Genomic DNA, 12,641 nt, shown 5'->3' with positions numbered 1-12,641 from the left:
GGGCGCGGAATGGGGCGTGGGGCCGGGCAGTTGGTCAAAGCCTTGCACGGGGTGGCGCTTGTCGCCCTGGTCTTGATGGCTGCCCGGCCTGTTTATGCACAAGAGCCCATCGCCGTGCCTTCGGGTCTGGCGGTGCACTGGTTCGAGACGTTGCGCGATAGCCAAGGCCCCAATGGGCTGACCTTGCGGTTTCGCTTCGTTGCGCCCGATCTGGCAGGCCCGGACTATGACCCGGATCTGGCCACGGCGGACCTACAGGCCTTGTGTGATGGCTATGTTTTGGCGCGGCTGCCCGAGATGGGGCCGCAACCCGCCGAGATCGTGCTTGATCTGGCAGACCGCGAAGTGCCGTTTGGCGAACCAAACGAGGACGCGGTGCAGTTCTTTGAGGCCTTTTCCGTGCAGCACGGGGCCTGTGTCTGGGAGTTTTACTGATGCGCGTAGTCGCGGCACCACAGGGCAGGACGGAGGCGGGCCGCGCGGGCGCGCTGGTCGCACCGATGCGCCCGGTCTGCCGTGGCGCTTTGGACGCGGCCGCGGGGGCGAAATCGCTCTCCAAGATGTTGAAAAATCCCCCCTTCTTTGAAGACGAAAGCCGCGATACGCTGGCCGGTGACGGGAATCGTTCTCGTCGCATCACCTTTGTGGCGGGCGTGGTTTGGGCGACCGTTCCCCCCCATGTCGGCCCGGTCAGGAGACACTCATGTCGAAAAAAGTTTTCATCGCTGTTGCCCTCGTCGCTTTTGTCGCCGCTTGCGCGCCGAAGCCGGAGCCGGTTGAGCCGGTCACCATCGAGCCCGTGCAAACCGGCAAATACTAAAGCGCTTCGGGGGCAGGGCCCGCGCCTTGCCCCCAGGCTCACGCCCGGCTTGAACCGGGCGCATCTGATGTGCCATGCCGCTTGCAAAGGAGGCACATCATGCTGAAACACCGTGGTTTTCCGTCCCGCCTGCCGGGCACTGACTATCAATTCACGATCCGGCGCGCCAACAAGCAGGGCGCGACCAAGATCATTCGCCGCGAACGCTACAAGGACCGCAATGCCGCCGACCGGCGCGCCGATGCGGGGTTTTTGGCGGCGCTGTGGGATCATTTTGGCGAAGAGCCGTTCGAACGCGGCAATCTGGATGCCGGTCGGCTAAGCTGGCTGATCGGGCGCGAGGTCGTCTGGGCCGAAGAACCGGCCGACCCCTGTTCCTATGACCAGCTTTTGCGGGTCGACCGCGCGCGCGCCGAAGCGGCCTTTCCGGAGGTCTTTGCAGAGCCCGAAACCTTCCAATGGGATGATCTCGACGACGAGGATTGGGATTGATGCCGGGGAATGCGCCGCATTTTCGGCAAGAAATTGCCGATTCTTGCAAAAAAGCGCCTGTGCGCTTTTGTAATTGCGCTGCGCGTCCCCAAATAATCCACAGGACGCCGCGTTTCGAAGCCGCGCCGTCTTTGAAAGCCCATGCTCTTGGTCTGCGGCCCGGGGTCCCGTTCGGGCCGCAGACATCCGGCACCAAGCAGGCATCCGCCGCACATGCGCGTCCCCGTCTTTGGGGCCATGCGCAAGGCTTTGCCGATCTCCGAAATCTTACCACGACATGTTGCGAAAAAGATTTGTGCGCGGCGCGTTCCGCGCTAGATTCATTGGCAATCACAATCGCCAATGGAGGCAGTTCACCATGCGCAGCAGCACCCTCATTCTTTCTCTTCTGGCCATCACCGCGCTTGCCGGTTGTATGGAAACGCAAGGCGACCGCGCCATCGCGGGCGCGGCGGCCGGTGGCCTTCTTGCCGATGCGACCGACAACAATGTTCTTACCGGCGCAGCGCTTGGTGCGCTGGCCGGCGGCGCGACCTGCAACGCGGGTATCGGCAACCCCTGCTACTGATTTTGCCTCCGCGCCCGGCGCGGTCAGGCCTGTTACGCGTGCCATCGGGGCTTTCCGCCCCGGTGGCCGTTTTGTTTTCGCCAATGACACCGCCATTACCAAGGGGGGCGCGGGGAGAGACGCGCCCGGAGGAAGGGACTGACCATGTTCAAGAAAATCCTGATCGCCAACCGCGGCGAGATCGCTTGCCGCGTCATCAAATCGGCGCGCAAAATGGGCATCCAGACGGTGGCCGTCTATTCCGATGCCGATGCGCAGGCGCTGCACGTCAAGATGGCCGATGAGGCGGTGCATATCGGTCCGCCGCCCGCGAACCAATCCTATATCGTGATCGACAAGATCATGGATGCGATCCGCCAGACCGGTGCCGAGGCGGTGCATCCGGGCTATGGCTTCTTGTCGGAGCGGATGGATTTTGCCGCTGCGCTGGAAAAGGAAGGCGTGGCCTTCATCGGCCCGCCGTCCCCGGCGATCGAGGCGATGGGCGACAAGATCACCTCGAAAAAATTGGCCAAAGAAGCGGGCGTGAACACGGTGCCCGGCTATATGGGGCTGATTGCCGATGCCGAAGAGGCGGTGAAAATCTCGGATGAGATTGGCTATCCGGTGATGATCAAAGCCTCGGCGGGCGGCGGCGGCAAAGGGATGCGGATCGCGTGGAATGCCGAAGAGGCGCGCGAAGGCTTCCAATCGTCGAAAAACGAGGCCGCAAACAGCTTTGGCGATGACCGTATTTTCATCGAGAAATTCGTCACGCAGCCGCGCCACATCGAAATTCAGGTGCTGGCCGACAGCCATGGCAATTGCGTCTATCTGCATGAGCGCGAATGCTCGATCCAGCGCCGCAACCAAAAGGTCATCGAAGAAGCGCCCTCGCCGTTTCTGGATGAAGCCACCCGCAAGGCCATGGGCGAACAGGCCTGCGCCTTGGCCAAGGCGGTGGGTTATACCTCGGCGGGGACGGTGGAATTCATCGTCGATGGCGATCGCAACTTCTACTTCCTTGAGATGAACACCCGTTTGCAGGTGGAACACCCGGTGACCGAACTCATCACCGGTGTCGATCTTGTCGAACAGATGATCCGCGTCGCGGCGGGCGAAAAGCTGCCCTTCACGCAAGAAGATATCAAGATCAACGGCTGGGCGATGGAAAGCCGTCTTTACGCCGAAGACCCTTATCGCAACTTCCTGCCCTCGATTGGCCGTTTGACGAAATACCAGCCCCCCGTCGAAGGCCCGACCGCAGGCGATGGCATCGTGCGCAACGATACCGGCGTGTACGAGGGTGGCGAGATTTCGATGTTCTACGACCCGATGATCGCCAAGCTGTGCACCTGGGGCGAGACCCGCGCGGCAGCAATTGAGGAAATGCGCCTGGCGCTTGACACGTTCGAGGTTGAGGGGATTGGCCACAACCTGCCGTTCTGCGCTGCTGTGATGGACCATGAGCGGTTCGTGTCGGGCAATATCACCACCGCCTTCATCGCCGAAGAATACCCCGAGGGGTTCGCAGGCGTGACGCTGGGGGCCGAGATGCTCAAGCGCGTGGCCGCCGCCACCGCTGCGATGTATCGCGTGGCCGAAATTCGCCGCACGAAAATCTCGGGTACGCTGGGCAACCACGAGCGGGTCGTGGGCGATGACTGGATGGTGTGCCTGCAAGGCGAATGCTTCCCGGTGAAAGTGGCCGCCGATAAGGCGGGCTCGTCGGTGACCTTTGAGGATGGCACCTGCCTGCGGGTCGAAAGCGATTGGACGCCGGGCAAGACGCTGGCCAAGCTGACGGTCGATGGCACGCCCTTGGTGCTGAAAGTTGGCAAAATCCCGATGGGCTTCCGCATCCGGGTGCGCGGCGCCGATCTTAAGGTCTGGCTGCAAACGCCGCGCCAGCACGAGCTGGCCAAGCTGATGCCCGAAAAGATGCCGCCCGATACCTCGAAAATGCTGCTCTGCCCGATGCCCGGCCTGATCGTGAAAATCTCGGTCGAGGAAGGCGACGAGGTGCAAGAGGGGCAGCCGCTGGCCACGGTCGAAGCCATGAAGATGGAAAACATCCTGCGCGCCGAGCGCAAAGGTGTGGTGAGCAAGATCAATTGCGAGGCGGGCGCGTCGCTCAAGGTCGATGACGTCATCATGGAGTTCGAATGACCGACACGCTCCGCAAGGTGCCGCAGGCGGAGGGGGCAGGGACCTTGGTCCTTGCCTCTGGCCTCGTGGCGCTTGCGGGGTTTGCCGCGCTTCAGGGCGTGGCGTCTTCCTTGGCGGGGGCCTTCGAATACCCGCTTGATGATGTCTATATCCATCTGGCAATGGCCGAGGGGATCGCAGCGGGCGGCTATGGGGTGAACCCCGGCGAATATGCCGCCGCCGATAGCTCGATCCTTTATCCGGCACTGTTGGTGCCCTTCGCGGGCAGTGCGTGGCAGCGCTATCTGCCGTTTTTGTGGAACATGGCCGGGGCGGTTGCCATGGCCGCGCTTTGGGGGGCGGCGCTGGCGCGGTCGGCCTTTCCGGCGGGCGGGCGCTGGGCATTGGCGCTGGTGGGGCCTTTGGCGCTCAATTTCGTGGGGGTCGCCTATACCGGCATGGAGCACAGCCTGCAGGGGGCGGCCGCTTTGGCGCTGGTGCTGGGGCTTTGGCACTTCTTGTCCGAGGGGCGCATTGGCGCGCTTTTGGTCGTGGGGGTGTTGGTCGGGCCGCTTTTGCGGTTCGAGGGGCTGGCGCTGTCGGGGCTCGCTTGTCTGGTGCTGGCGGCGCATCGCCGGTCTGGGACCGCCGTGCTTTTGGGGCTGGGGGCGGCGCTGCCGGTCGCGGCATTCGTCGCTTTTTTGCAGGCGAAGGGGCTGGGCAGCTTGCCCGCCTCGGTGCAGGCCAAGACCGCGCTGGCGATCCCTGAGGCGGGGCCGGTTATACGTGCCATTGCGACGCCTTTGCAAAATCTCGCAGATCCGCGCGGCGTCTTGCTGGCTGGGCTGACGGTGCTTTGCCTCGGGCTGCCCGCTGGTCTGGCTGAGATGCGCAAAACGCCACGGGGCTGGCTTTTGGGCGTGGTTGGGCTGGCCGGGGCTGCGCATCTGCTGGCGGGGCAGGTGGGCGGGATGAGCCGCTATGAAATCTACATTGTCGCCGCGCTGACAATGGCTTTGGTTTTGGCGAGTGCGGGGCTCTCGCGGCGCGCGGGGGCATGGGGCGCGGCTGGTGTGGGGCTTGTCTGCCTTTGCGCCGGGGCGGTTTATGGCCCAGATTTGTGGCGCAGCTATCTTTGGAACCCGCAATCGGTGCATCTGCAACAGGCGCAAATGGCGCGTTTTGTGGATGAATATCTGGATGCGCCCGTCGCGGTGAATGATCTGGGATGGGTTGCGTGGCAAAACGACCATTATGTTGTCGATCTGGTGGGGCTTGGCTCTTTGGAGGCGCTGAAAGCCCGGCTGGAGCAGCAAGACCCGTCTTGGGCGACGGCAGTAATGGCACGCCATAACGCACAACTGGCGATGATCTATGACAGTTGGTTCCAAGACATCGTCGGGCCCGATTGGGTGCGGCTTGGGACACTGTCGATCCTTGCGCCACGGGGACGATTGGGGGGCAACGAGGTTGCCTTTTATGCCAGCTCTGCCGAAGCGGCTGTGGATCTGCGCAAAAAACTCGAAGCCTTCGCACCAAGCTTGCCGCCCGGCGCCGTCTTCACCTTCGCGACCAACGCGCAGGGGGGGCTGTGATGGGCCGGTTGCGTTGTGAACCCGCCGGGAGGAGTGCGCCCTTGCGCGGCGCAAGGCTGGCGGGGCGCGGCCGCAGCCATCTGCCGCGGTTCGGGCGGTTGTCCGCCCTGAATATGCGCTTGGCCCCCCGAAAAATGCCCGTCGTTAAGCCGATGTTCCGATTTCGTTCTGCATATTGGACGCCGGGGCTGAAAGAGCCGTGCAGGACGCGCAGGCGCAGCCCGGTTTTGGGGCCGACGATGGACGTGATCTTGCATCTGGGGGCGCATCGCACCGCCACCACCTCGTTTCAAGGGTGGATGGTGCAAAACGAAGACAGTCTTACTGCTGCGGGGATTGCCGTTTGGGGGCCGCAAGTGACGCGGGCGGGCCGCTTTGCCGGGTTGACCAAGCGCCCGGAATGGCTGACCGGCGCGGATGAACAGCTTGCGCGCCGCTCTGCCGCCGAAATCCGCTATGAAATCGACAAGCTGGCGGCGTCGGGGCATCGCGCGCTGGTGATCTCGGACGAGAATTTTCTTGGCACCATGCCGCATTGCCTTGAACAGCTTACGCTTTACCCCGATGCGGGCGCGCGGCTGCGCCGGGTGATCGCGGCGATTGGCCCGCATCTGACGGGGCTGGCCCTCGCGATCCGGCGCCCGGATACGTTCTGGACCTCGGTGCTGGAGGATCAGCGCGCGCGCGGGCGGGCTGTGCCGGGGCCGCGCGGGCTGGACCGGCTGGCCAATCATCCGCGCGGCTGGAAACGGGTTGTGCAGGTGCTGCGCGAAGAGGCGATGGGGCGGCCGGTCACGGTCTGGCCGTTTGAAACGATGGTGGGGCAGAATACGGCGCAGATGCGCGCGCTGCTGGGGGCGCATCACCTGCCCGTGGGGCTTTTTGACCATGGCCGCGCAATGAATGCCGCGCCTGCGCCCATGGGCGCGCGCGTATCGCCCTTTAGCCTTGCGCAACGTGCGCAGATGGCGGCGGGCTACCGCGCCACGCTTGAATGGCTTTCGACCCCGCGTGAGGGGGTGCATTTCATCGCCGCGCCTGAAGGTCTGGGCGGGTTACAAACGATAGAACGGGGCCCGCCGGGGGCACATCCGGCCGGGTGGAGAGAGGAAGAAGGAAGGTTCCATGACCATGAAGAAAGAGGACTGGGCCAAGCTCGCTCAGAAGGAGCTGCGTGACAGACCGCTCGAGTCGCTGACCTGGAACACGCTCGAAGGGATCGCGGTCAAGCCGCTTTACACCGAGGAAGATACCGAGGGCTTGCCGCATATGGGCACGCTGCCGGGGATCGCGCCCTTCACCCGGGGGCCGCGCGCCACGATGTATGCGGGCCGTCCTTGGACGATCCGGCAATATGCGGGCTTCTCCACGGCGGAAGAGTCCAACGCGTTTTACCGCAAGGCGCTGGCGGCGGGCCAACAGGGCGTTTCGGTCGCCTTCGATCTGGCCACCCACCGCGGCTATGACAGCGACCACCCGCGCGTGGTGGGCGATGTCGGCAAGGCGGGCGTGGCGATCGACAGCGTCGAGGATATGAAAATCCTGTTCGACGGTATCCCGCTTGAGAAGATTTCCGTCTCAATGACGATGAACGGCGCGGTGATCCCGATCTTGGCGAATTTCATCGTCACTGGCGAGGAACAGGGCGTGGATCGCAGCCTGTTGTCGGGCACGATCCAAAACGACATTCTCAAAGAATTCATGGTGCGCAACACCTATATCTATCCGCCTGAACCCAGCATGCGGATCATTGCCGACATCATCGAATACACCTCGAAAGAGATGCCGAAGTTCAACAGCATCTCGATTTCGGGCTATCACCTGCAAGAAGCGGGGGCGAACCTTGTGCAGGAGTTGGCCTATACGCTGGCCGACGGGCGCGAATATGTGCGCGCCGCGCTTGCGCGGGGCATGGATGTCGATGCCTTTGCGGGCCGTTTGAGCTTCTTCTTTGCCATCGGCATGAACTTCTTCATGGAAGCTGCAAAACTGCGTGCTGCGCGTTTGCTGTGGCACCGCATCATGTCGGAATTCAATCCCAAGAAGCCCGGCTCGCTGATGCTGCGCACCCACTGCCAAACCTCGGGCGTCAGCTTGCAAGAGCAAGACCCCTATAACAACGTCGTGCGCACCGCCTATGAGGCGATGGCTGCGGCTTTGGGCGGCACGCAATCGCTGCACACCAACGCGCTGGATGAAGCGATCGCGCTGCCCACCGAATTCAGCGCCCGGATCGCGCGCAACACGCAGCTGATCTTGCAAGAAGAAACCGGCATCACCAATGTCGTCGACCCGCTGGCGGGCAGCTATTACGTCGAAAGCCTGACCCATGAGCTGGCCGAAAAGGCGTGGGAGTTGATCGAGGAAGTCGAGGCGATGGGCGGTATGACCAAGGCCGTGGCCTCGGGCATGCCGAAGCTGCGGGTCGAGGAAACGGCGGCGCGGCGTCAGGCGATGATCGACCGTGGCGAAGAGGTGATCGTCGGGGTTAACAAATACCGTCGCGAGACGGAAGACCCGCTTGATATTCTGGATATCGACAACGTCAAGGTGCGCGAGGCGCAGATCGCGCGGCTGGAGAAAATCCGCGCGACCCGTGACGAAGAGAAATGCCAAGCGGCGCTCTTGGAATTGGGGCGGCGCACGGTCGAAGGGGGCAACCTGCTTGAGGCGGCGGTGGAATGTGCCCGCGCCCGGGCTTCTGTCGGGGAGATTTCGCTGGCCATGGAAGGAACGTTTGGGCGTCACCGCGCCGAGGTGAAGACCCTGTCGGGGGTCTATGGCGCGGCCTATGAAGGCGATGAGGGCTTTGCCCAGATCCAGCGCGATGTAGAGGCCTTTGCCGAGGCAGAGGGCCGTCGTCCGCGTCTTCTGGTGGTGAAAATGGGGCAAGACGGGCATGACCGGGGCGCCAAGGTGATCGCCACCGCCTTTGCCGATATCGGCTTCGATGTGGATGTGGGCACCTTGTTCCAAACGCCCGAGGAAGCCGCGCAGGATGCGGTCGACAACGATGTGCATGTCGTCGGCATTTCCAGCCTTGCAGCGGGCCATAAGACGCTGGCCCCGAAACTGATCGAGGCGCTAAAGGAAAAAGGGGCCGAGGATATTTTGGTGATCTGTGGCGGGGTGATCCCGCAACAGGACTATGATTTCCTCAAGAAAGCCGGGGTGAAGGCGATCTTCGGCCCGGGCACCAATATCCCGCTGGCCGCGCGCGAAATCCTTGATCTGATTTCCGCCGCGCGGAGCTGAGGGCGGCGGGGGCTTGGCCCCTGTTGTGCCCCCGCGCCGCAGCCAGGCGGCACTCGACAATCGAAAAGGGCGCCCCTTACGGGCGCCCTTTTGCTTTTGAAAACGGGAAAGGATCGCGGCGCGGGCCTTGGTTGGGCCCGCGCCCGGTTGCTTATTGCGCGGGTTGCGCCTGCGCCTCTTCTTTTATCTCTTCCTTGGCATCCTTTGTTTGCGGCGCAAACCGCAGCACAAAGAAGCCAATCAGCGCCGAGATCAGCGACCCCGCCAGAACCCCCAAACGCACCGCGTTCATCTGCGTGTCAGCCTCGAAGTTCAGCGACCCGATGAACAGCGACATGGTGAAACCGATCCCCGCCAAAGAGGCAATGCCGTAAAGTTGCAACCAAGTGCTGGCAGTGGGCAGCCGTGCATAGCCGGCTTTCACCAGCGCATAGCTGGCCCCGAAGACGCCCAGTTGCTTGCCGATCACCAGACCCGCCGCAATACCCAGCGGCAGGGGCGCCAGAAGATCGCCCAGCCCAATGCCCTGAAGGCTGACGCCCGCATTGGCCAGCGCGAACAGCGGCACGATCAGGAACATCACATAGGGGTTGAGCGCATGTTCCAGCGCATGCAGCGGCGATTTTCCGTAGCGATCCTTAAGCGGGATAAAGAAGGCGGTGATCACGCCCGCAAGGGTCGCATGCACGCCCGATTTCAACACCAACACCCACAGCACCACGCCCAAGATCAGCGTCGGCGCAATCCGGTGCGCCCCGGTCCACAACCGCAGCGCCATCAGCGCCATCGGGATCAGTGCCAAAAGCAGATAGATCGGCTTCAATTCGGCGGTGTAAAAAAGCGCGATCACGATGATCGCCCCAAGGTCATCCAAGATCGCCAGCGTCAGCAAGAACAGCTTCAGCGCCGCGGGCACGCGCTTGCCCAAAAGCGCCACGACGCCAATGGCAAAGGCAATATCGGTCGCGGTCGGGATCGCCCAGCCCGAGACATGCGTCGGGTCGGACCAGTTCAGTGCCAGATAAATCAGCGCGGGCACCACCATCCCGCCCAAAGCCGCCACCCCGGGCAGCGCCACATTGGACGGGTTGCGCAGCGCGCCTTGGCGGATTTCGTGTTTCAGCTCCAGCCCGACCAGCAGGAAGAACATCGCCATCAACCCGTCGTTGATCCACAAGATCAAGGGTTTGGACAGGCCTGTTCCGCCCAGTTCGACGGTGAATTGCAGGTGCAGAACCTGTGTGTAAAGATCGGCATAAGAGGAATTCGCCAGCCCCAGCGCCAAGACTGTGGCGATCATCAATACGATCCCGCCCGCCGCTTCATGTTGGAATAGTTTTTCAATGCGGCTGAGCACGCGCTTTATCCTCCTGTTGCAAACGTTAGGCTGGAAAATGGGGGAAAAATGCCAATTTTCAAGGCAAAAACGGCTTGTGGAGGCGCTTTCGCCTTGCAGTTGCGCAGCGATTTGGCTCCGCGCGCGTCGCTTTGGCAACACGCAAAAATTTCCATCATTTCAATCGTCTTGCGCGGATGCAAAAGCCGGGGTGAGCCGCTAAAGTGACGGGATGGAGCGCAAGCCACCCCCGAAGCCATCCTTGTGGGCCCGCATCGGCGAGGCCGTGTCCTCGCTCACCCGTGCCGAGGGGCTGGCGGGGATATTTGAACGCACGCCGCCCGAACGCTCGGTCGCGTTCACCATTGCGATCATTGCGCTGGGGGCAAAGCTGTCGAAAGCCGATGGGCAGGTGACCCGCGATGAGGTTTCGGCCTTTCGCTCGGTCTTTCAGATCCCGCCGGGCGAAGAGGCGAATGCCGCGCGCGTTTTTGACATGGCGCGCACCGATGTGGCGGGGTTCGATGCCTATGCCCGCAAGATCGCCGATATGTTCGGGCGCGGCGATCCGATGCTGCAAGACCTGTTGGAGGGGCTTTTTTCCATCGCCATGGCCGATGGCGAATACCATGAAAACGAAGATGCCTTTTTGGCCGAGGTGGCGCGGATTTTCGGCATTGAGGATTTGCATTTCCGCTCGGTCCGCGCGGCATTCGTGCCCGGCGCGCCGCTGGACCCGTGGTCGGTGCTGGAACTGGAACCCGGCACCGATCTGAAGATCGTCAAGGCGCGCTGGCGGGATTTGGTGCGCGAGGCGCATCCCGACAAGGCGATGGCGCGCGGTCTGCCGCCCGAGGCGATCAAACTGGCCGAGGAACGGGTCGTGGCGCTAAATGAGGCTTGGGCGCAGATCGAAAGCGCGGCCAAGCAATCGGCGCTGTGAATGCGGATTGCCACTTATAATGTGGAATGGTTCACCGGGCTGTTCGACCGGCGCGGGCGGATTTTGGAGGATGGGGAGCGGTCCTCGCGCTATGGCGTGACGCGGGCCGAGCAATTGGGCGCGCTGGGGATTGTGTTTACCGCGCTGGATGCCGATTGCGTGCTGATCGTCGAAGCGCCCGACAATAACACCCGGCGCAAAACCGTGCCGATGCTGGAAGCCTTCGCGGCCAAGTTCAACCTGCGCCAGCGCCGCGCCTTGATCGGCTTTGAAAACGACACCCAGCAAGAAATTGCGCTGCTTTATGATCCCGATGCCGTGCAGGTGGTGCATGACCCCCATCCCGGCACGGAAGAGGCGCCGCGCTTTGACGGCAAGTTTCAGATCGATCTTGATATCGATGACACGCTGGACACGGTGATCTTTTCCAAACCGCCGCTGGAGGTCGCACTGGAAACGCGGGCGGGCACGCGGCTGCGGCTGATCGGGGTGCATGTCAAATCCAAGGCCCCGCATGGTGCCAACGACCCCGACAGCACGGTGCGGATCGCGATTGAAAACCGGCGCAAGCAATTGGCGCAATGCCTGTGGCTGCGCCGCCGGGTCGATGATTTGCTGGCGGCGGGCGACAGCGTGATGGTGCTGGGCGATTTCAACGACGGGCCGGGGCTGGACGAATATGAAAAGCTTTTTGGCCGGTCCGGGCTCGAAATCGTTTTGGGCGATGGGTTGCCGCACGCCCGGCAATTGCATGACCCGCACGCGCATCTGGGCAAGGGCCAGACCGAGGCGCAGCCCGCCTCGGCGCGGTTCTTCATCCCCGAGCCGGCGCCGGGCAAGTATTTCTCGGCCATGCTCGATTACATCTTGCTGTCGCGCGATTTGTTGCACCACAAGCCGCGCTGGCGGATCTGGCATCCGTTCGACGATCCGGGCTGCTATCACGCGCCGGAATTGCGCGAGGCCTTGCTGCAAGCCTCGGATCATTTTCCGGTCTCGGTAGATATTGCGCTGTAGCAGGCCTATATAAGGGGCATGAAACAGCGCATTCTTTTTGTCGGTGTCGCCGTGGCGGCCCTTGGGCTGGGGGGCTGGTTTGCCCTTGCACAGGACAGCGATCCGCAAGTGGCAGACCCGCCCGGCGCGGAACTGGAACTGCCCGAACCGTCGGGCCGCGATGATATGGCGGCGGGGAAATCCTTGGTGGAACGCGGCGCAGAGCTTTTCCTGCGCGGTCTTTTGGACGAGGTTTCCCCCCAGCTTGACGAGATGCAAAAGGGCCTGGGCGAGGCGGCAGAGGCTTTGGGCCCCAAGCTCAAGCAGGTTTTGGCGCTGATCGACGATATGCGCTATTACGGCGCGCCTGAGCGGCTGCCCAATGGCGACATCATCCTGCGCCGTATGCCCGACGCGCCCGAGCCGCCGCCGCTTTTGGACCCCGGTGACCGCGCCCCCGACAATGGCCCCGGCCCGGCGCCGATGGCCCCGATCACCGATCTTTAGGC

At 62.9% G+C, this 12,641-nt stretch carries 11 protein-coding genes; 10 read left to right on the top strand and 1 reads right to left on the bottom strand.

The genetic code is table 11. The features are described from left to right. Window positions 1-9: 9 nt before the first annotated feature. From CKO11_RS07190 to scpA, 7 genes are all read left to right on the top strand, one after another. A complete protein-coding gene (locus tag CKO11_RS07190) occupies window positions 10-435 on the top strand; it encodes a DUF6497 family protein (RefSeq protein WP_223635327.1) in 426 nt (141 codons plus the stop codon). A 484-nt stretch (window positions 436-919) separates the two neighbouring features. Beyond that, window positions 920-1,312, top strand: a complete 393-nt coding sequence (locus CKO11_RS07185) for a hypothetical protein (RefSeq protein ID WP_223635324.1) — start codon at window positions 920-922, stop codon at window positions 1,310-1,312. Window positions 1,313-1,670: 358 nt separating this feature from the next. Beyond that, window positions 1,671-1,880 carry a hypothetical protein gene (locus tag CKO11_RS07180; RefSeq protein ID WP_223635571.1) on the top strand — a complete coding sequence of 70 codons (210 nt, stop codon included), beginning with the start codon at window positions 1,671-1,673 and terminating at the stop codon, window positions 1,878-1,880. A gap of 144 nt (window positions 1,881-2,024) precedes the next feature. Then, the gene (locus CKO11_RS07175; RefSeq protein ID WP_223635321.1) at window positions 2,025-4,028 is read left to right on the top strand and encodes an acetyl/propionyl/methylcrotonyl-CoA carboxylase subunit alpha; all 2,004 of its coding nucleotides are present in this window, start codon (window positions 2,025-2,027) and stop codon (window positions 4,026-4,028) included. Continuing rightward, complete coding sequence (locus tag CKO11_RS07170) at window positions 4,025-5,602, top strand: hypothetical protein (RefSeq protein ID WP_223635318.1); 1,578 nt, start codon at window positions 4,025-4,027, stop codon at window positions 5,600-5,602. Before CKO11_RS07175 ends, CKO11_RS07170 begins: the two co-directional genes overlap by 4 nt. A gap of 239 nt (window positions 5,603-5,841) precedes the next feature. Continuing rightward, a complete protein-coding gene (locus tag CKO11_RS07165) occupies window positions 5,842-6,780 on the top strand; it encodes a hypothetical protein (protein WP_223635314.1) in 939 nt (312 codons plus the stop codon). Then, entirely contained in the window at window positions 6,728-8,857 is a 2,130-nt protein-coding gene (scpA, locus tag CKO11_RS07160; RefSeq protein ID WP_223635311.1) for a methylmalonyl-CoA mutase, read from the top strand. Before CKO11_RS07165 ends, scpA begins: the two co-directional genes overlap by 53 nt. 151 nt (window positions 8,858-9,008) lie before the next feature. Here scpA and nhaA read toward each other — a convergent pair whose 3' ends face one another. Continuing rightward, window positions 9,009-10,214, bottom strand: a complete 1,206-nt coding sequence (gene nhaA / locus CKO11_RS07155; protein ID WP_223635308.1) for a Na+/H+ antiporter NhaA — start codon at window positions 10,212-10,214, stop codon at window positions 9,009-9,011. Window positions 10,215-10,425: 211 nt separating this feature from the next. On the opposite strand from nhaA, the gene CKO11_RS07150 reads away from it, so the two are divergent. The 3 genes from CKO11_RS07150 to CKO11_RS07140 are packed head-to-tail and all read left to right on the top strand — an operon-like array spanning window position 10,426 to window position 12,639. Continuing rightward, on the top strand, window positions 10,426-11,136 hold the full coding sequence (locus CKO11_RS07150; RefSeq protein WP_223635305.1) for a molecular chaperone DjiA: 711 nt from the start codon (window positions 10,426-10,428) through the stop codon (window positions 11,134-11,136). Then, complete coding sequence (locus CKO11_RS07145; RefSeq protein ID WP_223635302.1) at window positions 11,137-12,153, top strand: endonuclease/exonuclease/phosphatase family protein; 1,017 nt, start codon at window positions 11,137-11,139, stop codon at window positions 12,151-12,153. It begins immediately after the preceding gene. Window positions 12,154-12,171: 18 nt separating this feature from the next. After that, window positions 12,172-12,639, top strand: coding sequence for a hypothetical protein (locus CKO11_RS07140; RefSeq protein WP_223635300.1), 468 nt, complete (start codon window positions 12,172-12,174; stop codon window positions 12,637-12,639). The last annotated feature ends 2 nt before the right edge of the window (window positions 12,640-12,641 follow it).

The organism is Rhodobacter sp. TJ_12, from assembly GCF_020023995.1.
Classification (GTDB): Bacteria; Pseudomonadota; Alphaproteobacteria; order Rhodobacterales; family Rhodobacteraceae; genus Rhodobacter.
The sequence above is the reverse complement of the archived record's forward strand: the minus strand, read 5'-3'. Positions and strand labels throughout refer to the sequence as shown.

Coding starts and splice junctions, on each gene's coding strand:
- CKO11_RS07190 (WP_223635327.1), top strand. CDS start 10: ATGGGGCGTGGGGCCGGGCAGTTGGTCAAAGCCTTGCACGGGGTGGCG.
- CKO11_RS07185 (WP_223635324.1), top strand. CDS start 920: ATGCTGAAACACCGTGGTTTTCCGTCCCGCCTGCCGGGCACTGACTAT.
- CKO11_RS07180 (WP_223635571.1), top strand. CDS start 1,671: ATGCGCAGCAGCACCCTCATTCTTTCTCTTCTGGCCATCACCGCGCTT.
- CKO11_RS07175 (WP_223635321.1), top strand. CDS start 2,025: ATGTTCAAGAAAATCCTGATCGCCAACCGCGGCGAGATCGCTTGCCGC.
- CKO11_RS07170 (WP_223635318.1), top strand. CDS start 4,025: ATGACCGACACGCTCCGCAAGGTGCCGCAGGCGGAGGGGGCAGGGACC.
- CKO11_RS07165 (WP_223635314.1), top strand. CDS start 5,842: ATGGACGTGATCTTGCATCTGGGGGCGCATCGCACCGCCACCACCTCG.
- scpA (WP_223635311.1), top strand. CDS start 6,728: ATGACCATGAAGAAAGAGGACTGGGCCAAGCTCGCTCAGAAGGAGCTG.
- CKO11_RS07150 (WP_223635305.1), top strand. CDS start 10,426: ATGGAGCGCAAGCCACCCCCGAAGCCATCCTTGTGGGCCCGCATCGGC.
- CKO11_RS07145 (WP_223635302.1), top strand. CDS start 11,137: ATGCGGATTGCCACTTATAATGTGGAATGGTTCACCGGGCTGTTCGAC.
- CKO11_RS07140 (WP_223635300.1), top strand. CDS start 12,172: ATGAAACAGCGCATTCTTTTTGTCGGTGTCGCCGTGGCGGCCCTTGGG.